The following is a 23,688-nucleotide window of genomic DNA, read 5'->3' on the forward strand; positions in this document are numbered from 1 at the left end:
AAATGTATCAGATGGGCCACTACGGCGGCGCGTTACTGGCGTACTCGCCGATTGGCACCATCGTCGCATTGGGGGGATATGGAGGCGTTGCGATCGTCGGTGGGCTCGTCTGCGTTATGTTATCGACCCTCCCGGACTACGATCACCGGTTGCCATTCATCTCACACCGCGGTCCAACCCATACGATCGCGTTCGCGCTACTCGTCGGCGCCGGTCTCGCCGCCCTGGCTGCCCTTCTCGTTGACGCCGCTTCCGCGTTCGCCGACGCCGGTGTCGTCGGTTTTGCGTTCCTCGTCGGTGTCGTCTCGATCAGTTCACACCTCCTCGCAGATGCGTTGACGCCGATGGGTATACGCCCGTTCTGGCCGCTCTCACGCCGTCGGTATTCGTTCAACGTGACCACCGCCGGGAGTCCGATCGCTAACTACGGGCTATTCGGTCTCGGCGTCGGTGCCGTCCTCGCTGGAATTTCGCTCGTTTTCTTCCTCGGTTGACCCCCATCGAATACTGGATTGTCGGCTGAACGCTATCGAATACCTGGTTCGGTAGGTCAGTTCATCGAGAGAGCGAGTTGGATTCTTTTTTCGAGACTCCTTCGCGCCGGGTCAACACCATTCCGGCGGCGAGCGTCACGAGGAGCGCCGCGACGGCGACGAGGTACGGTGCTTCCAGGGTCGGATTGACCGCTTGCCGGCCGAAGAAGAGTACGACGACGACGATCGGCGGTGCTGCGAGAAGCGGGACAACAGCACGGCCCGTAAACCGTCGACGGCCGACCATAGCGGCGACGATGGCGGCTCCGAGGAGCGTGATGGTGACCGCGTATTGAGTTAGTTGCATCGTCGGCGAGTAGGTCGCGATTCCTGCATCGACTGCGGGACTGAGGACGACGTGGGCCGGTATGGTGACGATGCCGAGCACGAGTGCAGCGGTGACGTGCGTCCCCGTTAGCCGCGGCGTCCAGACGATCACGGTGGCGACCAGAAACAGCGTAAAGATCGTGACGGCGGTCCAGAAGTGTAACGAGAGGATGTCCATCGTGTACTGCTTGACCGTTTCGCGCCCGAGTGCGACCTGAACCGGGGTCAAGACCATTCCGAGAACGACCAGCGCAGTCACGCGACGGTCGACGTCCGGACGCCGCCAGGCCGCAAGCGCGGAGCCGACGATGGCAAAGCCCGCAAACATCGACACGAAGCGGTGGAACCACTCGTAGAAACTCGGCAGGTTCGCCGGGAATAGGTTGTACGGCCCGCCGTCACACCGGGGCCAGTTTGCCTCGCACGCCAGTCCGGATCCCGTCGCCTTCGCTGCGACGCCGAGCAGAATCGTCGCCGCAACCAGTACGAGCGTGGCGGTCAGCAGGTGTGGATAGCCAAACCGGTCGATCAATGACCGAAGTCTCGAGTCGGGCGTGTGATTTTCGTACGACACGGGCGTTCTGTCGACGGTTAGAACGGGCCGTACTTAGGTTGCCCGAGTCGTCCAGTAATCCGGGAATCGCCGATTTCCGAGCTAGCATGTAAAACCTGAGATGGACACCTCGATAATCTGATGAGGGTTCGATCGAAGCTTCCATTGGTAAGGAGCTACTATCAAATAACGAACTAATTCAATTTGATGTAAGAGATATGAATATATAAGATCGGCCATAATCATTACTTTGTGATACTAGTACATCTCTAGAAGATGTCCGTAAATCCCGAGCGCCATCGAATTGTCGCTTTGTCGTGTTCAGCATTCCTCATCATGTCCATTCTTTGGGTGAGTGCGCCTGTGGGGGCGCAAACGCTGAGTGGGGGAACCGTCGGGAACGTTCCTCCCGCGACTGGTGGGGAAATGACGAACGCAAATATCACGAACGAATCAATGTCGACCATCGAGGTCGGGTACAACGCCTCGAACCAAAATTTAGCTGATTTGCAACTACAGGTCAAAGATAGCAACGGTGCTTTTGCCACCATTGATAGCTCATTGTCCTCAAACTTTCAGGAAAAAAGTCTCACCAAGACGAACGGCACTGTGAACCTCACGATACCTGCCGGACGCTACAATCAGGGGGTATCCGAGACCCTCACTCTCGAGGTTATAAACAAATCGAAAGGATCCTTGACGTCAGATACCGGTTCGCTCAACGTAACGAAACACCCGGTCCAAGTCACCAACGTCGCTCGAGAAGGATCGGGGACCGTCTTCACGGAGCAGAACATGACGGTGAACGCGACGGTGGAGAATACGGGCAGCTCGAGTGCGTCGAAAACGATCGCTTTCAAAATCACGGATCCGTACGGACAGCAGCGAACGAAAGTCTCGAAATCCGTGACCCTCAAGTCGGGCGAGACCGGGTACGTGGAAGCAAACGTCACGTTCTCGTCGGACGGAACCAACACGTACTCTGCCGGATCTTCGGGGCCGAACCAGATCTCCGTCGCCAAAAACCCGATCGAGACGCAGTCACTGTCGCTGTCGACCGAGGTCATCTCGACACCCGGTGATTCGTCGACGGCCTCAGTGTCCCTGAAAAACAACGGCAATACGGCGACCGACCGAATTGTCGAGTTGTCCAAGGACGGATCGACGACGAATTCGACGGAGGTTTCGCTTGCCCCCGGTGCAACGACGACCGTTCAGTTCGTAGAGGAATTTAAAATGCTCGGCGGACACCAGGTATCCGCAGGCATGGAGACTGGACGCGTCGACGTCACGGACCCGGATATTTCGGTTACGAACCTCCAGACGAACACCACGTCGCCCTATACGAATGAGGCTGTCAATCTGACTGCGACGATCAATAACACCGGTAGCAGCAAGAAGACGGTGTCGGTCGTCGGCTGGTCGACGAGCGTCGACTCCGGTTTTGAGTCGCAGTTCGGGCCCTCGAAACAACCGGTGACGATCCCGGGCGGCGGTCAAAAGAACGTGTCGTTCGTCTCCAAATTCCGAAACTCTGGTACGTACAATCTTACCGTCAACGACGGCGCGAACACTACGGTAACGGTACAGAAGGCGCTCGAGCTAAAGAGCACCTCGTTCGGGAAGACGGTTCTCTCGAAAGGTGAGTCGACGACGCTCAATATAACGTACGATAACCCGACCAGCACGAGTCGATCGAAGAACGTCTTTTTGTGGAACGGCACCGGCAGCCAGACCAAGCAGATTTCGGTTGGAGCCAACAGTCAGAAACGTATCTCGTTCTCCCTCTCTTACGATACTGCGGGCGAAAAGTACCTGTTCGTGGACGGGAAGATGTTGTCCGTCCAGGTTCTAGACGACACCTCCGGGACGCCGAACGTGAACGTTCGGAATACGGTGGTACCGGCGAAACCGGTCAACGGCACGTCGACGCAGTACTTCGTCGAGTTGAACAACACCGGTGATGCGGACGCTGTTCGAACGGTGAATCTTACCGTGGGCGGATCGGTCGTCGATCAACGGGATGTGCTCGTCGAAGCCAGCAGCACCGGGTTCGCGATGGTCGAACACACGTACACCACCAAGAAAAACCACAGCGGCTATCTCAACGTCTCCACTGGCTATTCAGAGCCGTTCACTGCCGACGTTCGTGGCCCGGTAGTGAAAGACGGGTCGGTCACCATCAAACACGTCAATGGAACACAGCCGTCCCAGCTGCCACAGGTGTCCGCACAGTACGACAGCGGGTTTATCGGCTTCCAGATCACCAACGGACAGCAACGCGCGGACAAGTACAACCTCAGCACGATTGGCGCCGACACAACGACCGAATTCCGAGTCAACCTCACGGTTGACAATTACTCGCCGCGCGTGATGGCCAGCAACGGTCGAAACCTGACGTGGACGAAGTCGCCCGGCCCGAACGCGAACGAGACGAATATCTCGATCACGCTTCGACCCGCACAACTCGATTACAAGACCCAGTTCGAAGGTGGATATCCGAGTAGTCCCTCTGAGTGGGACGCCGCAGTCAAAAACGACACAGCGGACTACGGCTGGTCTACCGCCCTCCGACTCGGAATCGGCAATGCAAAGGGCGACTTCTTCCAGGCGTCGCCGTCGGATCTCGACGGGATGACCGTCTCCACCGACGCACAAATGTTTAGCATGCCGACGTACATCCCGGCGAAGAACGGACAGCAACCGGGTCTTCGAGTCCCCCTCGCCGGGCCCCACAAAACCGTCAACGGCAACATCAACCAGGGTTACTACAAGGCATTCCTGCCGCAATCTCTGTTGGATAGCTGGGGCGTGACGAATCCATCGACCCAACTCGCCGCGCAGTACCAGAACTCCAACGTGAACATGAACGTCAACGACGTGAACGGTGGCGCCTACGTCAATATCAGTCTCCACTACTCGAGCGGGCAAGTGACGATCTCGAAGACAGACAACACCGCCCCAACCGCCGACGCCGGTTCGTCCGTCTCGGGTACCATCGGTTCGTCCGTCTCGTTCGACGCCGCTTCCTCGAGCGACAACGTCGGGATCACGACCTACGAATGGGATTTCGACAACGATGGAAGCTACGATACCTCCTCAGGGTCCGCAACGACCTCCCACACGTTCCAGTCGAGCGGGACGTACACGGTTACCGTCCGGGTAAGCGACGGCGCGGGCAACACGGACACCGACACGGTCACCGCTTCGATCTCCAGCAGCAGTATTACCTGGGGCGGGTCATCGTACTCGAGCAATTCATCGGATACGTCACCGTCGGACAATTCGTCCAGTACTGATGGGTCCACGAACGAAACGTCTACTGTGGACGATCCATCCGATACGGATGATTCGACAGCCGACCCATCCGACATGGACGATTCGACAGCCGATCCATCCGACACGGACGATTCGACGGATGACTCGTCCACTACGGACGATTCATCGAACGAAACAGCCACCACGGACGAATCGTCACCAAACGACGATTCAACCACCGAGGGTTCGTCTTCGGAACCCTCAGGGACTGGTAGTGATGGTACCCCCGGATTCGGTCCGCTCGTGACGCTCCTGTCTCTCGGAGCGCTCATCTCCCTCGCTCGGCGACTCGAGTAACCAACTCTTTTCTGTCTCTTCTCGAAGTTGCTCTAAACCCATCTTATCGTGTCGGAATTCGGTAGAACCAGTGTTGCAACCTAGAACTTTTCGCCTCCCACTGATCGAATCTGCCCCTCCCCTTGTCGATTGGATCTCTTAGCCCGTCTCGAAACCCGTACATCGTGCGGGGTTCGGGGATCTATTGTTCGACCTCTACCAGTTCCATCACCTCAACGTAATCGAGTGGTGTGCTATGATTAGCACGGATGAGATTTTCGTCATTTATCTCGAGGTCGAGATCGTCGAGTTGTTCGGCAACGTGGGTAATATCCTCATCATGGGCGCCGACTGCCTTGATGTGGAGATTTTCCTGGCCGGTCATCAGTTCGGTTACGTCGGTGACTTGTGGAAGCGCCAACGCCTTCTCGGCCACGGTCGAGCGGTCGCTGATACGGGCCGTACAGCTGAAATGAAAGTGGAGACGAAGACCCGTCTGCTCGTGGTCGATAATTGGTGTATATCCGGTGATGATTCCGGCATCTGCTAACCGTTCCATTCGATTGTGAATGGTGTTGTCTGAAACACCGATTTCCTCAGCAAGCTCGATTGCCTTGGCCCGAGCATTCTCCTGAAGCAAGGTAAGCAACTGCTCGTCTACGTCATCGAGTTGGTACTCAGTCACAGGAGTACTTGTCGAGCTACCTCCATGGGTATTTCGATACTCAACTAGATCTGGGATATAATTTCGAATTTTTTAGAATATGGGTGAGGATATTGATTTGCCGAACTCTCCTTTCCAAAATTGAAATATATGAACCGAAGTAGGATGGGAATATACCATATGATGGGGATTGATTTCGAAATTCCACCCCTATGTGTGCTATTAGGGAATTACCGAATCCTTACCCAGATGTTTATATACGTGGCTGCCCAGTTCCTTCTGTGAACCCCGCACAGAATACGACGTCGACGACGATAAATCGCCGCGGACCAGATGCAGTCACTGAAGCAGTCGTCAACGCTGTTGCTGATATAGATGGTACGTCGCCGTTGGAGTTGCGACCGTTGAGTACCGTGATCGACCCGGATGCCCTCGGAAAACTCGTTCGAAATGGTGAGGACGTCTCTGTCGAGTTCGCCTACTGCGGATACAACGTTTGCGTTTCCAGCATAGGGAAGGTCACTGTGAGGGACTAGAGTGGCCGACGACGAACCTGAATTCTGGAACGTTTGCTCCTCCTGTGGAGGAGAATACAGCACCGCTGATCCTCCGCCGATCGTCGAAGTGGAAACAGACGGCGACGATGTCTCACCTCTCTCGTTCTGCAGCGAGGAGTGCAAAGTAGCGTGGACAGGTGACTCATAAGCCGTTTCTTTGGGAGAAACTTTCGAGTGAAACAGTTCTGTCTTGGTTGTCCACGCTCTAGGACTAGCTCTTCTTCCCCGTCCTCGAGGTGGTAAATAACTTAACTGCCACTGGAAAATCCTCTCGTGTTATTCCGTCAGGAGTGAGGACCTGGCGACCATCGACCGCTGACGATCCGAACTGACATCCTCCCTGTCCCGAAAGTCCGAGGGATATCTCTGACTTGCGGTGCCTCCCCAGGTCCATGCTATTTGTGGGTCAAAAGTAGTAGACTACTGCATGCCCCCAGACGGGCCTCCTTCTACCGGCAGCTCTCGTCTCCCGATGCGCTTACAGACGGGAATACAACACTGGGCCCCAGCAATCGCCGTGAGTCTGACGACGTTCATCGTGGTCATCAATGCATCCCTGATGAACGTGGCGATTCCCACGATGGTAGCTGATTTTGACACCACGGTAACCGTAATTCAAGGGGCGGTTTCACTCTACTCGTTGGTGATCGCTGCGCTGGTTCTTCCAGCCGGTACGTTGCCGTCTCGGCATAGTAGTAGGCGTGTAATGGCAATCGCTCTGATCGTTTATGCCGGCGGGACGGTGGTAGCAGCGATCAGCTGGAATACTACGGTCCTCTATATCGGCTGGTCATTCATCGAGGGCTCCGCGGCCGCCGTGATATTTCCCCTGACGTACACCGAATTGAGAGTAAGTTACGAAGGCGATGACCGGGCGAAGGCGTTCGGACTGTTGGCCGGCGTAAGCGGAGTTGGCGGAACTCTCGGACCGATTATCGGTGGAGCACTAACCACGTACGCGAGTTGGCGGTGGGGGTTTACGCTCCAACTCATCGGTGTGGTCGTTATTCTCTTTTTCGTTCAGTATATGAGTTCGGAGCCGCTGTCTGAAACACGCAGTTCGCTGGACAAAGGTGGGACAGCTCTGTCCGTCGTCGGTTCGACGTCGCTCGTCACCGGATTCCTTCTCAGCGGGAAGTATGGGTGGTTAGTCGAACGGCGACCGTTCGTCGTCGGCGAGTTGCAGTTTAATCCATTCGGGACGTCGCCGGCGATCTGGTTTCTCGGGTCCGGATTGCTCGCGTTTGCCGCGTTCGTTCAGTACGAACGCAGGCTGCAACGTACTGGCAAATCGCCGCTCGTTCCGCTGAATGTACTGACGAACCGCCCGTTTTTATCAGGTGTTATCACGTACAATATCCGCTCGATAATCTCGGCTGGCTTCTTTTTTATCTTCCCGGTCTATCTCCAGGCTGTACTCGGATACACTGCCTTCGAATCTGGGCTAGCGTTGTTACCGTATTCGCTCGCGTCGATCCTTTTGTCGACGGTGACGACCAGTTGGCGGAAGTTTATCTCACCAAAGACCCTCATCCAGGTCGGCATCGTGTGTATGGGCTTGGGACTGGTGCTGTTGTACGAGCAGACGGGCCCCGATCAGACGATCAGCGGGATGGCTATCCCAGTGGCGCTTGTCGGAGCCGGTGTCGGACTCATTCTGGCACAGATATCCAATATGACGATGTCTGCCGTCCCCACCGCGGACTCCGCCGAGGCATCCGGAGTCCTGAACGTAAGCAGTTCGATAGGGTACTCCCTGGGGACAGCAGTCGTTGGTTCGTATTTCCTCGGACAGTTCTACGGGAGTGTCGTCGATGGAGTATTACGGGCCGAACGCGTGACCGTTTCAGCAGCGCAACGAAACGATCTGGTGATCGCTCTCGAAGATGCAGCAGAGACGGCGACCGAAGCCTCCCAGCAACAGTTCCTGAACCGACTCACTCCTGTCCAACGAGAACTGCTCGAGGGTATCTTTGAAGCTGCGATGTTCGACGCTCAACGGGCGGCGCTGCTCCTCCTCGTCCTAATCGTGTTGCTCCTGCTTATCGCATCGTCGTTCTTGCCACGGCAGATACCGGGAGACGACGACCGAACCGACGACCCCGAATCACCCGGAGGCACGACGCGTGAGGCTTCTGAAACAGCCGTGGAGGACTAACCGAAACCACCAACCGGACACCTCGGATGCGAGCCATCTCCTTTCGGTCGCGCAGGGACCGCTGTTTCAGCTGGCTTGCTATAACCTCGAGAGGTCTCACTGGCTTGCTCTCGATGTACTCGAGACCATGTCGGTGCGACCGTATCAGAGCCCGCTTCTCTACTTCAGAAAATAAACGAGTGGATTGGAGCAGATTTAATTGACCCCGAGACGTGCTCGCTTCGCTACGCGCGCTCCGTTTGTTTCACCCATCATTTTACTGACACGGGATCGTCGCCCCGCACCTCGAGAATTTCGTGCTGATGTCTCCGACATGAATAATGGATGATAGCTCTGTTGAAACCATCAACGATTGATAGGAATCGTGTGCAGAATACAGAGAATGGATGCAGCAAACTGACCTCGTTTGTTCCGGATAATTTCGGCAAATCTACCGGTCAGTAGACCTGTGTGCTGTTCGTTGTTCTCCAGTACATGACACTCAGGTTATGCTGTCACCATAACTGCTTATGGAGCGGGGAGATGTCCCTCCTCTATGACCGATTCGAGTAACGACGAGTTCGACCCATCAGCACCAGACCACCGAGAGATCGGCCGCGAAATGGTTGACGACAGTACGGGACTCGGTTCGGTGATGGCCCACACCTATCGCGGAGAGATAGACCGAGTGGGGATGTGGCGCCAGCGCCTCGACGAGACGACGACGTGGGCGGTGACGCTGATAGCAGCAATCTTGACGTGGGCGTTTTCGAGTACCGATAACCCACACTATCTGTTGCTGATCGGGATCGTTGTCGTCACCATCTTTCTGGGCATCGAAGCAAGTCGGTACCGGGACTACGATGTCTTTCGCTCTCGTGCTCGAGTCATCCAAGAGAACCTGTTCGCAAACGCCCTCGATCCGTCCCAAGGCACTGAAAGTCACGACTGGCGAGCGGAACTGAGCAAGGATTATCGCAGGCCGACGTTGAAAGTCTCGTTATACGAAGCACTCGCAAACCGGCTCCGGAGTGTGTACCTTCCTCTGCTCAGTGTCCTGTTGGGCGCATGGATATTCAGGATTACAGCGTTCGCGCCGCGCCAAGACTGGCTGACAACCGCTGAAGTCGCCCGTGTCCCCGGGATTGCTGTGGTTGCCGTTGTGGGTGTGTTCTACGTCGCACTGCTGGGCGTCACCTTCTGGCCCCACGAGCGCCATGCCAAGGGTGAATTCCGTGAAGGGGACCCGGACGAATGGAAAGAGACAGACCGATAAACTCGGTCTATGGGTGCCTGAGGAGGTAATAGAGGATAAATACGGATAAATGTGGATTCTGTACCCTCGATACGGCGGCAACCGCTAACACACTCTGTGATTATCCGATTGAAACGAGGAACGGTTCTAACACCTCGAGCGTATCCTTCGAACGAACCGTATCCCGTCATCGGGTTCGGACGAAAAGAGGTGGTGATTGCATGAAACCAATCCCCTCTTAGAGGGAAAACGAAAGACAGCTCCGCTATACCATCATTTAAAACCAATAAGGAAATTGATGGGTTGGGGCAGATTTGAACTGCCGACTTCCTCCGTGTGAAGGAGGTATCATAACCGGACTAGATCACCAACCCGCACGAGGCGCTACCCGTCCGTTCAACTTAAGGCTTCCTTTCACTGATCAGTGCCGGGTTCGCTCGAGGGCTCTCCACCGATCAGCGGTCGCTCGACGCGGCGGGTGTTTCGGTTCCGTCTCGAGGGCACCGTCGAGACCGTTAGTAGTTCGGTGAGTCTTCCGGCTCACCATCACGTGCGTTCACGACGCGGGCGAAGGTGAACAGCCCGTCTGAAAGGCGGTTGAGATACTGGACGGCGTCTTCGTTGATTTGCTCGTTCGACGCGAGCGCCACGGCGCGTCTCTCGGCGCGACGACAGACGGTCCGAGCGTGGTGCAGCGCTGCTCCGGGTTCGCTTCCCGTCGGCAGAATAAACGAGGTCAGCGGCTCGAGTTCATCGTCGTACTCGTCGATCCAGTTTTCGACGGTCTCGACGTGATCGGCGCGGATCGCAGGGTCGTCCTCGTCCGGATCGGGATTCGCGAAATCGGCTTGCACGACGTGAAGGTGGTTCTGGACTTCGGCCAGGCGGTCGTCGATATCGTCGTAGTCGGTCGGTCGAACGGTACCGAGGAGCGCGTTGAGTTCGTCGACGGTTCCGTACGCTTCGATACGGGCGCTGGCCTTCGAGATGCGAGTCATGTCTCGAAGGTCCGTCTCCCCGTCGTCGCCGCGGCCGGTATAGATGGACATGGCAAAACCGACGAACGGATTCTACTTAACTTCCGTGTCACTCGGCCCCTGATCCAGTTCTGGGAGGCGACGCAGCTCGGAGCGCTATCCGAATCAATACGTTAAACTCGTTTCGGTCGTTACCCGCACCTATGGCTCTAGAACTCGATCACCACTGTCCTAACTGCGGAGGGGAAAAGACGTTTTATCGCGCTGCCAGTACCTCCCTTCACCTCGGCGAGAAAATCAAGTGGCACTGTCCCGACTGTGACTACGGATTCGTACAGATTCGCGACAACGGGACCGTGATCGATTCGAGCACCGCGTAACCGACTCGGGTGTCGGATTCATTCGTCTGAGGAACGGGCGTTTCCCCGTTCGAAATTTCGGATCGGCGTTACTCTTCTTTCTCAGTATCGACAGGAGTCTGATTGGAGTTTTGCGACCGGTTCGTCGTTCTCGATTTCGATCCAGCCGCGGGCTTCTCTCCAGTGGCTCGCCGATCAATCGGCAGCCAAAAAACGCAAATCAGACGAATGTGGTCGCTCGTTTCCGACTACCGGCTGGGAAACCGATCCTACTCGAGTGACATGTTGATCGTCTTGGTCTGCTGGTAGTGGTCTAACGTGTCCGTACTGAGTTCGCGACCGATTCCGGACTGCTTGTAACCACCGAACGGGAGACCTGGAGGGAGGTCGTGATAATTATTTATCCAGATATATCCGGCCTCGATATCACGTGCCGTTCGATTCGCCTGGGTGATATCGTCAGTGATGACGCCACCCGCAAGTCCGTAATCGACGTCGTTTGCGACCTCGATCATCGCGTCGTAATCGCTCCATCTGAATACCTCGAGGACCGGGCCGAAAATCTCCTCCTGGACGGCCGAGTGATCGTGATCGAGTCCTTCGATGAGGGTCGGTTCGACGTAACAGCCTTCGGAAAGGATCGTATCGTCGGGACGGTCGCCACCGGTGAGGAACTGGCCGCCGGCCTCTCGGGCCGCGTCGATGTACTCGAGCGTTCGATCGACTTGCTCGGTAGAGACTTTTGGGCCGAGGTCTGTCTCTTCGCGTAACGGGTCTCCGATTTTCATTCCATCGACAGCTTCCACGAGTCCTGCGAGAACCTCGTCGGCACAATCTTCGTGGATGAACAGCCGCGATCCGGCTTCGCAGCACTCGCCGGTGTTGTAGAAGATCGCAGCGGTGACCAGTTGGATGGCCTTCGAAACGCCGACGTCAGGGTATACAACGATGGGACTCTTGCCTCCAAGCTCGAGTGTAATGTCAGTGATATTTTCGGCGGCGTTCTTCATTACCCGTTTTCCGACGGCTGTCGAGCCAGTAAACGCGACTTTCCGAACGTCTGGATGGCGAGTCAACGGTTCTCCGGCCTCTTCTCCGTAGCCGGTAACGACGTTGACGACGCCGTCCGGAACGATATCGTCGATCAGTTCGGCGAGTCGCAGCGCCGAGAGCGGCGTTTGTTCGGCCGGTTTCAACACCGAACAGTTGCCTGCAGCGAGTGCGGGTGCGAGTTTCCAGGAGGCCATCATCAGGGGGAAATTCCACGGAATGATCTGACCGACGACTCCGTACGGTTCCGTGATGACCTGCCCGTACCGCGACTCGTCGGTCATCGTCTTACCGCTGTCCTCGCAGACGATTCCCGCGAAATATCGGAACTGTTCTGCGGCCGAGCGAACGTCGACTCTCGATTCCGTAATCGGTTTACCGTTGTCGAGCGTCTCCAACTGGGCGAGTTCTTCGGTATGGGCGTCGATCGTATCAGCGATGTCGATCAGTATGCGCTGGCGGTCTCCCGCAGTAAACCCGGACCATTCCCGTTCGAACGCACTCCATGCAGCATCGACCGCACGATTCACGTCCGCGTTGCGCCCCCGTGCGACTGACGCGAGTTCGTAATTCGTCGTCGGATCAGTCGTTCGGAACGTACCACCGTCGTCCGCGTTCGTGAATGCACCGTCGATATACAGCGATGTTCGGTCCGGGACGACGACATCAGCTGTCTCTCGATGACGTTCAGTTATCGCCGACCAGCGATCGTCAGTCGGGTTAGTTTGACTAGACACAGCTCGTAGAAGTGAGTTCCATTGAGGAATAGTTTTTCATTATTAATCTATAATCGTAATCGAGACTGGCGTTGTATTTGCATCGGCATCCTATCCGGAAGCAGCAGTTGGAACACGACGTCTCTGACGGCAGGTATCGAACAGACCGTATTGCAGCCACGGAGAACGGATCCACAGGGCGGTATCGAGGGTGAAAGAAGTGCTCTCTCGGACAGCGGGACTTCGATACCGACACGACCGCTAACGGTACGTCGGATCGTCGGCCAGCGGTGGATCGAGACATCGCTGAACTGCCGGAGAATCCCGAACCACAGTCCGCTCACCGATTTTCCTCGACGCGATGCTGGCAGGTCGATTCATCCTCGACGCGATGCTGGCAGGTCGATTCATCCTCGACGCGATGCCGGCAATCGTTGACCAGAATAGGTTCTCCGGGACGAGAAACGGCCGAAGAATTGGGTGCGATTTCGGGTTAGGAGTCTTCCGAGAGCGCTTGCCACGACAACCGCGGGGTCCGCGCGGCGCTAGTCTGATCGATCCGGCGAGCGGTGGTCCGCTCCGGCGCGCTCTTGAGCGTCTCGTCGGCTTCGTCTTTCACAGCGTTGAACGCGGCTGCGAGACGGTCGAGCGTCGCTTTGCTTTCGACTTCCGTCGGTTCGGTCATCAGGGCCTCGGGGACGATCTCGGGCCATTTCGTCGTCGGCGGGTGGACGCCATAATCGAGCATTCGTTTCGCGACGTCGGCGGCGTCCTGCTCGCCGGCGCTAGCGACGAACTCGTGGTGGAACGGGCCGTACGGGATGTCGTAATCGATCTGTTCCGCGAGGTAGTTCGCGTTCAGGACGGCGGAGGCACTTGCGTCCGCGAGTCCGCCGTCACCGAGACGGGCGATGTACGCGAACGTTTTGAGCAGTACCAGCCAGTTGCCGTGGAAGCCGTGGACGTTACCGATAGTTCGGTCGGGATCGACTCGCTCGTAGACCTGCTCATCCGATCGGGAGCTTCCGTTGCGCTCGCGGACGGTCGGTGCGGGAAGAAACGGCGCCAGTTCTTCGACGACGCCGACCGGACCCGCGCCCGGTCCGCCGCCGCCGTGGGGGGTCGCAAACGTTTTGTGAACGTTGTAGTGCATCACGTCGAAACCCATATCTCCGGGGCGTGCGCGACCGAGTAGGGCGTTCAGGTTTGCCCCGTCGTAATACAGCAATCCGCCGGCGTCGTGGACCATCGCCGCGATCGTTTCGATGTCGCGCTCGAACAGGCCGAGCGTGTTCGGGTTGGTCAGCATGAGCGCCGCGGTATTGTCCGATAACGCGGCCTCGAGCGCCTCGAGGTCGACCCGCCCCTCGTCGTCGCTGGGCAGGGAGACGACGTCGTAGCCGCCGAGTGCGGCGCTCGCAAAGTTCGTACCGTGGGCGCTTTCGGGGACGATGACCTCGTCTCGATGGCCCTCTCCGTTGTGCTGGTGATAGGCTGTGGCAACGCGAATTCCGACGAACTCGCCCGCCGCGCCGGCGGGCGGCTGAAGCGTCACTGCGTCCATCCCGCCGATACGGGCGAGGTAGTCCTGTAGGCGATAGAGGACTTCGAGGGTGCCCTGGATCGATTCGTCGGGCCGATCGGGATGAACGGCCGCGGACGGGAGTGCTGCCACGTCCTCCGTAAACTTCGGGTTGTACTTCATCGTACAGGAACCAAGCGGATACGGACCGCTGTCGATCCCGTAGGTCATCTGGGAGAGCCGCGTGTAGTGACGAGCGAGTTCGGGTTCGGAAAGCTCCGGAAGCTCGAGGGAATCACGCGTCAGGTCGTCCGGCAACGGCGAGCCGCCGCTGGTGGCGTTCACGTTGGCGGTACCGTTTTCGGCGGTCTCTTCGACGTCAGCGTGACCGGTTTTCTGCCCGGCCCCGCCACCGTCGTCCGCAACCCGTTCGATCTCGATCCGCGTCAGGTCTTTCTCCGAGAGCAGGGGTTCGTACTCGCCGTTTTCGATGTACCGGGCCTGATCGTATCGCGATTGCGACGCAACGCGTTCAGGCGACCGGTCGTCGGTCATCGGACCACCTCCTCGAAGATAGCGACGAATCGGTCGAGTCGCTCATCGGAAACGCCGGCTACACAGACCTGGATCTCGTGGTCGCCGACGACGTGTACTGCGAAGCCGTGGCGTTCGATGTCGCCGGCGACGGCTCGCGCGGGCTGGTCGACGTGAACCACGAACTCGCGAAAGTGGCGCCGATCGTGAACTGGGGCGTGGACGCCGATCAGATCGTCGAGTCGCTCAGCCAAGCCTTCCGCTCGTTCGACGCCGCGTTTTGCGAGATCGACCATTCCACTCGGTCCGAGAACTGCGGCGTGCATCGCTGTTCGGAGCGCAACCCAGGCCTGATTCGTACAGATATTGCTCGTGGCGCGTTCGCGTCGGATGTGCTGTTCACGCGTTTGTAGCGTCAGCGTGAACGCGCGCCTGTCCGTCGCGTCTTCGCTTGCACCGACCAATCGACCTGGGGTTTGCCGGAGGTACCGTTCTCGAGTCGCAAACAGGCCAAGCCCCATTCCATAACTCGTCGGGAGACCGAGGACGCTTGCGTCGCCGACGACGACGTCGACACCAACGTCAGCGGGCCGCTGGAGCAGCGAGAGTGCGATGGGGTCCGTTCCGAGCGCGAAGAGGGCATCGTTGGCATCAGTGAGGGAACCGATCGTCGCCAGGTTCTCTTCGATCGTTCCTCGAACGGTCGGATTTTCGGCGTAGACCATCACTGCTTCGCGGTCGAGGGCCGCCTCGAGTCCCGACAGATCGACGTTTCCGTCGTCGACTGGATACGTCTCGACCGTAAGATCGGTGCCCGCGATGTAGTTCTCGAGGGTACTCCGCCGTTCCTCGCGGAGGAATTGGGGGACGAGCACGCGATGTCCCGTCGTTTCTCGGACCCGATCGGACAGCGTGGCGGCCTCACCGAGCGCCGTCGCCGCATCGTAGATCGAACAGTTCGCGATTTCGAGGCCGGTTAGCTCGACCAGGAGCGACTGGTACTCGAACAGCGCCTGGAGGAAGCCCTGAGAGGCTTCGGGCTGATACTGCGTGTAGGACGTGAGAAACTCCGACCGATCCGCGAGGTGATCGACCAGCGACGGCACGTAGTAGCTGTAGTGGCCTCGGCCGAGCAGTTCGACGATGTCGTCGTTACGGTCGAGAGTCGATCGTACTAGCTGGCGCGCTTCCCGTTCAGTTCGTGCGTCGATGCCGAAGTGGTCGTCGAACCGGACCTCGGCCGGAATGTCGAACAGGTCCTCGACGGTGTCCGCATCGACAGCTTCGAGCATCGCTTTGCGGTCCGCTTCCGTATGGGGTGCGTACGGACTCCCCGTTGCGTGTAATCCGTTCATGGCTAGACGTAGTCTCGATCGAGCGATCCGGTTGTTCCGCTCTGGTGGTGACAGTCGCGTTCGATCCAGGACACGATACTCATATCTAACGGACTAGGGGTTATGAACGCACTCGTTTGTTACAGGTTGAACAGGCGCAACGCCACGGCCTTTCGGCCGTGGATACGCGCCGTCACTTCGTGACCCAACCTCCCGACGATAGCACAACCAGATATTCCAACGGAAACTTACGAAACTGGGGCGAGTTACATCTGTAATGGTCACGGTGACTGTCACCGCGAAGTTCCACAATCCATCCCTCTCACGGCGCAAAGAGTGGCAACACGCCTCTCGATTCTACCGTGACACCAACCAATTCTGCATTGACGGATGGAAGAATGGAGACTTCGGCAAGTCCGTGACCACAGCCAGCATCGACAACGCACTCTACTCGGCCATTCAGAACCAAGCTATTCGTGAGGCCAAATCCGACCACGACACGGATGGAGAGGTTCGATACCGAGAGAGTTAGCCGTTCGCCGGTAATACTCAGAACTGGGAACTCGTCACGAACGACATCGGCACGGTCATCGTCGGCTTCCCCTGTATCTCACAATGGTGGTACACGCCTATCGAAATCTACGACGACATTGCCGACCCTGTAGACCGACTGGTTGAAGGGGACGCCAAGAAGACACGGCTTCAGGTGTACAGGCGTGGTGAGGACTGGTTCTGTAGCTTCAACGTAGAATACGACACCGATACGTCGGGCGAAATACCCATCGGTGTCGATATTGGGAATGCCACATCCTTGCTGCGACGCCCTCTGGCGAATGCGAGTCGATGTTGGTATCTGGTGGAGAGGCAAAGTACGTTCGATGCAAATATCGTTCCCTCCGCGATTCGCTTTCGGAAGCGGGTGCGCTTCGCGCACGCAACCGTGTAGGTGACAAAGAAAATCGTCGGATTACGGACTTGAACCACAAACTCTCCCATCGCCTCATCACGTTCGCGGAACAGTTCGAGACCCCCGTCATTCGGATGGAAGACCTCGACGGAATCCCTGAGAATAGTTCGTGGTCGGGTGTTCACTCGTGGCACTTCCACCAACTCCAACAGTTCATCATGTACAAAGCCGAACGCGCTGGAAAGCACACCGCTGGTCACAATTCGGTGGCGACCGTTGACGGGTCACGCGAAAGCGTACTTGAACCCCGAGGAAACGCGCAACCTGAATATCCACTTCGTGGATTCCCGCGTCTTTCGGCGCGGGAGGATGTCAATTTCCACTACCCTTTACCGTCACCTCGAGACCGAGTCCCCCGATGGAAATCCGAGTGCGGTTAGCTCGGCCGGTACTCTGCTGGTCGTGAGAAAGGAGCGGGATCAGCTCACTGCTCGAAACCAGCCTCGTCGTTTGCACACTCCGTCGGCTCCGTTTTGGTGTCCTCGCTCGTCGTCGACGCAGATTCGACGGCCGTTTCCTTCGATTCGGGTTCCTCGATAGCCGTTTCCAACGCCGACTCATCGGCCCGTTCTCCGGTATGTTCTCGAGCGAAACTGTCCAGCGTGATCTTTGCGCCGCCGAGGACGACGGGACCGATGAACAGCCCGACGGCACCGAAGACCACGAGGCCGCCAAAAATTCCGACGACGATAATCGCTGAGTTGAACGTACTGGATCGCCCGATCAAGGCAGGCCGGAGATACGAGTCAGAGAACGTAACGAACAGTCCGTAGACTCCCAGGGTAGCGCTGGCAGTTGGCCGGCCGACCGCGAGGAGGTAAACCGCCGCTGGAATCCATACTCCGAACGCGCCAACGAGGGGAAGCAGCGTCAGAAGGAACGTTGCCACGGTGAGAAAAATGACTGCGGGAACGCCGGCAACCGCAAGCCCGATACCGAGCATTACCGCCTGTATGGCCGCAACAGCGACGTTTCCGACGACTGAGGCCCACATGAGGCGGTCGAGTCCCATACGAAGTTCCTCGAGCACGTCGTCGTCGATTGGAAGCACCCACTGGAACCACATAACGAGCTTCTCTCCATCCCGCAACAGTGCGAAGAGAACGAACAGGGTGATAGTCAGCCCGATGAAAACACCCGGCAATCCGCCGACGATATCGATCGCTCCCGTCGAGATTCCCTGGAGACCAGTTGCGATACGGTTCTGGTTCGACTGGTACAGATCCGCCAGATCGACGGCATACCCGTTAGTGGCAAGGGCCTGTTCGATCGTCTCGACGTCGATTTGACCCTGTCTGATGGAACTGACGAGCCGTATCGACTGGCGTATAGCGACAGAGACGACGTACACGAGAGGGAGCAAAACCACGAGCAACGTCGCAACGACCACCGTGATCGCTGCGACCGTCGATCTGACATAATTCTCGAGTCGTCGTTGGACTGGGTGCATAATGTACGCGAGAACGACACCGAAGAGGACGTATTGAAGATACGGCAGAACGACGAACAGCGCGAGGGTACCGCTAATCAGTGCGAGCGCGGTCAATCCGGGCTGGTCTACGAGCCAGTCCGGTGGACCGGGACGGTCTGCCATGTGGAGTCCTAGAGCGACACGTTACATTAGTCCATTGATACAAATCGAGAATTCCGAGTCGGACGGATCAGTTCGGCCTCGACAGGTTCAGCGGTTTCGTTTGCGTACCGCGACCTGCTACTCCACGATGGTTACGACTGCTATTCGACGTATCGATACTTTCGTTCGCCCATCCTGCCCCACCCGTCGAACACGAACTCCGAATCTGGCGTCGTAAACTCCTCGACATCGACGTCCATCTCGTGGTTGTGAACGTCGTGAATTTCTTCATAGTCCTCCCACTCGAGTTCGTAGCGATCTGCAAGCTGTTCGTCGACGTTGAGAGCTTCGATTTCGTTTTGCCAGCCCTCCTGAATCGTCTCAGCGTGGATTTCTGCCTGCGCGCCGCTTCCGTAAGAGGCGACGAGCAGTTTCTCACCAGCGACCTCGCGTTCGTTCTCGAGGGCGTGTTTGAGAGCACTCACACGGGCGACGTGGACCGATCCGGTGTACCAGTTTCCGACTTCACGGGAAATCGTCAGCGTCGGGTCGATGGTTGCGTCGTACCACTGGGTGTAGCGATCGGTGTCTTTGAGCGCATCCATGTAGTCCCGCAGGGCATCGCGGTACTCGTCGTCGGAGTCGAACGCTTCGGGCCGGGGCTGTCGACCGATTTCCTCGGCGAGTTCGTCCTCGATGCTCGTATCGCGGATGACGTGGCGGTAGGCTAACAGTGCAGCCTTTCGGACCATGCCGGGGAACGGGGTATGGAACGGCGCATAGATGATGTCGTCTTCGTGGACGTCGCCGGCGACGCTCTCGAAGTCCTCGAGGGCTTCGCGCATCCGTGCGAGGTAGACTTGCACGGACCGTTTGCCGTCGACTGAGGGGAACTGCTGGTTGGGTTTGAGGAAATCCGTCTCGTCGGCAGAGCCGTAGCCCTGCTCGGTGGAGAGTTCGACCAGACTCGGGTCCTCGCTGATGAGCATCGCGACGGCCCCGGCACCCTGGGTCGCCTCGCCGTCGTCGCCGCGTGCGTACAGCGCCGTATCGGTCGCGATAACCAGTGCCGAGCGACCACGGTTGCGACCGGCCTGAATCCAGTTGTACGCGTCGTCCAGGCTTTGCGTTCCCGAGATGCAGGCAAACTTCCGTTCGCCCTTGTTCGCGTGGTGGAAATCCCCGTCGTAGACCTGTTCGAGGCATCCAGCGACGTACGTCGAAACCGGCTTGGAGTTGTCGAAGGCGCTCTCGGTCGCGACGTCGATTCGTCCGATATCGTCGGGTTGGAGGCCTTTGCGCTCCATCAGCCGGTGGGCGGCGTTCGCGCCCATCGTGACGATGTCCTCGTAGCTGTCCGGGAAGGAACTGACGTTGAGGCCGAGCCCCTTCGTGTATTTAGCGGGGTCTTCGCCTTTCTCCGGGGCGAACGTCCCAGGAAGATCGAGTTTGAGGTTCCCGGTCCAGATTTCGACGGCGTCAATGCCGACTGCTGTCATACGTTTCCAATACAGGTGATAGTACAAGATATTGTCGTTCGTCGATTCGACGATTGTCTAAACCTCTCGGATCACATCTAGTCGACGCACCGAGAAAAGAGGTGTCAAAGTGTGTAATGGAGCAGCGTACGGCTTCGGGGATCTGGGCGCCTGTCGATGGCGCCCATAACTGAACTTGTGGCGAATCGGTCTACCCGTCTTTCAATTGCAAAGATCGACCGTTCCATCGGCTTTGCTCAGTTGGGCCCCACAGACTTCTCCAGTATCGCGGACTTCGACCTCGAGCCATACTGGGTAGGGCTCTGCGCCACCCTGATTGGAACCGCTCTTAACTTGAACGATCGTGCTACCGCTCGTTGCTGCGTTGGTAATTGTCTCGTTGCCGACGACCGTTCCACCTTTCTGATCACGGATTCGAGCGTCGATGTCCCCACGGTTGGAGAGGTTCCAGGTAAACTCGGCTGATCGGAGTCCATGTTTCGTATGCTCGGTATTCATTCGACCGGTAGCCGACTCGAGCGAGGGGCCGCTGCGCGATATCTCGAGGGAGATTTTGTCGCCGTCGCTTCCGCTCGAAGTGTAGACGGCAACCGTGTCCCCGTCCGTAGCGCTCGAGTTGACTGTGAACATCGTGGTGTTCATTCCGCTACTATTTGTCGTCCCTTCCGTCGGTGATACATTCCCGACGTTTTGATCACTGACTGCGTACCTGACGGTCGCACCGTCCGCAGTTGCGTTGGTACCCATCGTCAGGTCGACGGAGGTACCGGTAACGACACAGGAGTCGTCGGTACAGTTGCTGTCGACGACGCTCGACTGCCCCGACGGATCTTGCCAGTCGACGGAGTACGCTGGACTCGATCCGGACTCGCTTCCCCGGCGTTCGACATCGAAGTCAGAGTTGGAAGCCCCGTGGTCACCGACTCCAACGCGCGCCATCTGGAGGTCGTAGGGTTCCCCCTTCTTCGCAAGTTCGATCCGAAGCGTGCCGTCCGCGTAGGCCACGACTCGAGCATCCGACTCGCCGTCGTCAAACGTGGTTCCGATCGTTTCGTTCCAGGCACTCGGGGATCGTGTCGGGATCGAAAGCGTAATATTGCCACTTCCGTCCGAGGTAACGGGGACCGGATCGTTCGGTCCGCTGAGTATCTCCGGATCGAGTGAGACGCCACCGCGACCGGCCTCCGAAACGCTCCCGTTCAACAGAACGAGCCTGATCGTTCCGTCGCTGATCACTCCGTTCCCCGACAGGGGGATGGTCGCCTCCTCGAAGTCGTTGTACGCGAAACCATGTTCGATCCTGGTCGCCGGCGCGTCTCGGTACTCGTTGTAATCCGGTCGATACACGAGCGTGGTCGATTCGTACGGCATCCCGACCAGACGATCCGGATTCTCGTCGTACTCCGACGAATTTTGCACGTCTGCGTTCGAAACGGTCACGTTCCCCGTCCCGGTCGTCTTCAGCGTTCCCGACGGGTCCGGCGGATTCGCGGTAAACGTACGGGACGGATACTGAGCGCCAAGAGTTACGGAAACCGACTTCGAGCCGCCGTCGCTCCCAACGTTTCTGATCGCGTTTCGCAACTCCAACATCTCGTTGTGAACCCGTTGATTGTGATCGCTCTCTATCGCGTGGTTCTGCGCAGGAACGGCGTTTACCTGATACATCGCGAGCGCGGCGAAGACGATAGCGAGCATCAACACCGCCCCGATCTGGACGGTCACCGCCCGCTCATCTTCCCACGGTGGCATAGGCGAGGATAGTCGTCGCTGCTTAAACGTCTGGTGGCTACCGATCGTGACTCAAAACTGGTCGCGACGGCCGCTATTCGTCTTCCTCGACGACTTCGGGATCGCTCATCGCACTCTGGAGACTGTCCAGTCCGTTGATCCATTCGGTAACGAGCCCGTACTCGAGATCGTCGGCGACGGTCATATCGAGTTCCTCGTCGTCGATAATGAGCGTCCCGGCCTGGGCTGCGTAACCGAGTGCGGCGTCGAGATCTTCCTCGGCTTCGGCGTCCGCCGCAGCCCCGAGATAATCCCCGACGCTTCCGTCTTCGACTGGGCCGTTGGCGATGTACTCTTCGGCGGCAAAGAAGACGCAAACCAGACTCGTCTGGACGCCGTCGACGAGGATCAGTTTCTCCTCGTTTTCGATGTCGACCTCGCTGAGAACGATCTCGCGGACGTCGTTGATTTCCGCTAACGCGTCTTCCTGACCGAGCTCCCCGTCGTCGTAGGCTGCGACGATTTTCGCGATTGCGATAGCCGTATCGTCCTGCAGATTAAGCAGGAGCCGAGCCGAAGATTCGTCTTCCGGATCGATCTCTTCGTCTTTGATGCGATCGATCCAGTTCTGCCAGCGCTCCTCCGAGTAGAACTCGGTCGGGGAATTGCTCATACAGACACCTACACCGGCCGCTTGAAATGCCTTTCTCTACATCAGCCGGATCAGCTGAATGTTCACGATCCGTCGAAGGACCTCGCTGGCCATGAAAACGTCGGTACACGCGACAATCCGCCGTTCGTTCCTCGCGGCGTCTGACGCTGCACTCGTTTGCAATCACCTGTCACTCGGTCGTCCACCATCGATACACGTCCGTCGAACGAGTGTGTTTCGGGTGGCCGTACTCCCGCGCGGTCGACGGGGATGCTGGTAGCTCACTTTCCCGAACCTGCTCACTGGTTTTGCTCGAGTGTCGCTACCGTGTCGATGTCGTAGACCTGTTCCGGCGTATCGACGTGTGCGGTCTCGACTGCCTCGTCGTGACCGGACTCGAGTAGCCATCGGACGCGACGAGGTACCGTTTTCGGTCCGAGAACCGCTCCTGGTCGATCAGGATCGTCGATGTAGTCGGTTTCCATCAGGAACGGATCACCGCGCGCAACAGCGGTTTCGAGACGGTCTTTCTCGCTCATCACGCTCGGTGTCGGACCCTCGAGGCGGCCGCCCGCATAGTGTTTGACGACTCGATGAGCCGGGAGGCCGACGTCTTCGGCCCAGTCGGTGACCGCCGACAGATCCTCGCTGGCTTCCGTGTGCAACTGAACGGCACAGTCGAGGGCCGCACCGTGCTCGAATGCCCGTCGCATGACTTCGTTCGACGCCTTCCAGACGTCGTCAGCTACCTCGTAGTGGGGGCGGCCGGATTTCAGCGCCAGCGCATCGCCCGCTTCGACGTACTCTGCGGCGACGTCGATTCCGGCCATCATTAGGTCGCGGGCTTCCTCGGGTGCGAAGTTGCGGTCGTCGACGAGTCTGGAAATCAGCCCCGGGTGGACGCCGAGGACGGGCCAGGCTCGTCCCTCGAGTTCGCTCGATGCTTCTTCGACGATTTCGATGGTGCGCTCGAAGACGGACCGGAAATCGTCGCCTGTTTCGGCCTCGACGCCGAGATGCCAGGAGGGCTTGTTAACCACGAGCAGGTGAGTACCGCCGACGCGGGCGAAATCTTTGACGGCAGCGATGCCTCGATGGTTGTCCGGATCGAGGTGGAGGTGGTCGTCCAGTACCGGCGTCTCGTCGATCATAGG

Annotated in this window: 17 protein-coding genes, 1 tRNA gene and 1 pseudogene; 7 read left to right on the top strand and 12 right to left on the bottom strand. The window is 57.9% G+C overall.

Features of this window, described 5'->3' with window-relative positions; all coding sequences use genetic code 11:
- Positions 1 to 2 precede the first annotated feature (2 nt).
- The gene (locus HYG82_RS24065) at positions 3 to 494 is read left to right on the top strand and encodes a metal-dependent hydrolase (protein WP_179259665.1); all 492 of its coding nucleotides are present in this window, start codon (positions 3 to 5) and stop codon (positions 492 to 494) included.
- Between the two features lie 61 nt (positions 495 to 555).
- Here the strand turns inward: HYG82_RS24065 and HYG82_RS24070 are convergent, their stop codons facing one another.
- A complete protein-coding gene (locus tag HYG82_RS24070; protein ID WP_179259666.1) occupies positions 556 to 1,434 on the bottom strand; it encodes a COX15/CtaA family protein in 879 nt (292 codons plus the stop codon).
- A 675-nt stretch (positions 1,435 to 2,109) separates the two neighbouring features.
- On the opposite strand from HYG82_RS24070, the gene HYG82_RS24075 reads away from it, so the two are divergent.
- Positions 2,110 to 5,028 (top strand): PKD domain-containing protein, encoded by a 2,919-nt coding sequence (locus HYG82_RS24075; protein WP_179259667.1) that lies wholly within the window; start codon positions 2,110 to 2,112, stop codon positions 5,026 to 5,028.
- 181 nt (positions 5,029 to 5,209) lie between these two features.
- Here the strand turns inward: HYG82_RS24075 and HYG82_RS24080 are convergent, their stop codons facing one another.
- Entirely contained in the window at positions 5,210 to 5,692 is a 483-nt protein-coding gene (locus tag HYG82_RS24080; protein ID WP_179259668.1) for an Lrp/AsnC family transcriptional regulator, read from the bottom strand.
- Positions 5,693 to 5,952: 260 nt separating this feature from the next.
- Here HYG82_RS24080 and HYG82_RS24085 point away from each other — a divergent pair, with 260 nt between their 5' ends.
- The 3 genes from HYG82_RS24085 to HYG82_RS24095 all read left to right on the top strand — a co-directional run bounded on the left by HYG82_RS24085 (position 5,953) and on the right by HYG82_RS24095 (position 9,641).
- Positions 5,953 to 6,207 (top strand): HalOD1 output domain-containing protein, encoded by a 255-nt coding sequence (locus HYG82_RS24085; protein WP_235217811.1) that lies wholly within the window; start codon positions 5,953 to 5,955, stop codon positions 6,205 to 6,207.
- Between the two features lie 493 nt (positions 6,208 to 6,700).
- A complete protein-coding gene (locus HYG82_RS24090; RefSeq protein ID WP_179259670.1) occupies positions 6,701 to 8,386 on the top strand; it encodes an MFS transporter in 1,686 nt (561 codons plus the stop codon).
- A gap of 535 nt (positions 8,387 to 8,921) precedes the next feature.
- Positions 8,922 to 9,641 carry a DUF2270 domain-containing protein gene (locus HYG82_RS24095; protein WP_179259671.1) on the top strand — a complete coding sequence of 240 codons (720 nt, stop codon included), beginning with the start codon at positions 8,922 to 8,924 and terminating at the stop codon, positions 9,639 to 9,641.
- Between the two features lie 278 nt (positions 9,642 to 9,919).
- On the opposite strand, the gene HYG82_RS24100 is transcribed toward HYG82_RS24095, so the two are convergent.
- Together HYG82_RS24100 and HYG82_RS24105 are read right to left on the bottom strand one after the other, a co-directional pair.
- Positions 9,920 to 9,994 (bottom strand) — tRNA-Val (locus tag HYG82_RS24100).
- 141 nt (positions 9,995 to 10,135) lie between these two features.
- Positions 10,136 to 10,669: a cob(I)yrinic acid a,c-diamide adenosyltransferase gene (locus tag HYG82_RS24105; RefSeq protein ID WP_179259672.1), complete on the bottom strand. Its 534-nt coding sequence runs from the start codon at positions 10,667 to 10,669 to the stop codon at positions 10,136 to 10,138.
- A gap of 131 nt (positions 10,670 to 10,800) precedes the next feature.
- Here HYG82_RS24105 and HYG82_RS24110 point away from each other — a divergent pair, with 131 nt between their 5' ends.
- Complete coding sequence (locus HYG82_RS24110; protein ID WP_179259673.1) at positions 10,801 to 10,977, top strand: DUF7838 family putative zinc beta-ribbon protein; 177 nt, start codon at positions 10,801 to 10,803, stop codon at positions 10,975 to 10,977.
- Between the two features lie 248 nt (positions 10,978 to 11,225).
- On the opposite strand, the gene HYG82_RS24115 is transcribed toward HYG82_RS24110, so the two are convergent.
- From HYG82_RS24115 to gcvPA, 3 genes are all read right to left on the bottom strand, one after another.
- Complete coding sequence (locus HYG82_RS24115; RefSeq protein ID WP_179259674.1) at positions 11,226 to 12,743, bottom strand: aldehyde dehydrogenase family protein; 1,518 nt, start codon at positions 12,741 to 12,743, stop codon at positions 11,226 to 11,228.
- 472 nt (positions 12,744 to 13,215) lie between these two features.
- Complete coding sequence (gene gcvPB / locus HYG82_RS24120; RefSeq protein WP_179259675.1) at positions 13,216 to 14,799, bottom strand: aminomethyl-transferring glycine dehydrogenase subunit GcvPB; 1,584 nt, start codon at positions 14,797 to 14,799, stop codon at positions 13,216 to 13,218.
- The gene (gene gcvPA / locus HYG82_RS24125; protein WP_179259676.1) at positions 14,796 to 16,133 is read right to left on the bottom strand and encodes an aminomethyl-transferring glycine dehydrogenase subunit GcvPA; all 1,338 of its coding nucleotides are present in this window, start codon (positions 16,131 to 16,133) and stop codon (positions 14,796 to 14,798) included. Before gcvPA ends, gcvPB begins: the two co-directional genes overlap by 4 nt.
- Positions 16,134 to 16,389: 256 nt before the next feature.
- On the opposite strand from gcvPA, the pseudogene HYG82_RS44440 reads away from it, so the two are divergent.
- Positions 16,390 to 17,261: pseudogene (locus HYG82_RS44440) on the top strand (IS200/IS605 family accessory protein TnpB-related protein); the annotation flags it as partial.
- Between the two features lie 242 nt (positions 17,262 to 17,503).
- Here the strand turns inward: HYG82_RS44440 and HYG82_RS24140 are convergent.
- The 5 genes from HYG82_RS24140 to HYG82_RS24160 form a co-directional block, all read right to left on the bottom strand.
- Entirely contained in the window at positions 17,504 to 18,673 is a 1,170-nt protein-coding gene (locus HYG82_RS24140) for an AI-2E family transporter (protein ID WP_179259677.1), read from the bottom strand.
- A gap of 140 nt (positions 18,674 to 18,813) precedes the next feature.
- A complete protein-coding gene (gene hmgB / locus HYG82_RS24145; protein ID WP_179259678.1) occupies positions 18,814 to 20,151 on the bottom strand; it encodes a hydroxymethylglutaryl-CoA synthase in 1,338 nt (445 codons plus the stop codon).
- A gap of 201 nt (positions 20,152 to 20,352) precedes the next feature.
- Positions 20,353 to 21,903 carry a hypothetical protein gene (locus HYG82_RS24150; protein WP_179259679.1) on the bottom strand — a complete coding sequence of 517 codons (1,551 nt, stop codon included), beginning with the start codon at positions 21,901 to 21,903 and terminating at the stop codon, positions 20,353 to 20,355.
- A gap of 73 nt (positions 21,904 to 21,976) precedes the next feature.
- Entirely contained in the window at positions 21,977 to 22,555 is a 579-nt protein-coding gene (locus HYG82_RS24155) for a DUF2150 family protein (RefSeq protein ID WP_179259680.1), read from the bottom strand.
- A gap of 278 nt (positions 22,556 to 22,833) precedes the next feature.
- A complete protein-coding gene (locus HYG82_RS24160; RefSeq protein WP_179259681.1) occupies positions 22,834 to 23,685 on the bottom strand; it encodes a TatD family hydrolase in 852 nt (283 codons plus the stop codon).
- Positions 23,686 to 23,688: the final 3 nt, after the last annotated feature.

The organism is Natrinema halophilum (genome assembly GCF_013402815.2).
Lineage (GTDB): Archaea > Halobacteriota > Halobacteria > Halobacteriales > Natrialbaceae > Natrinema > Natrinema halophilum.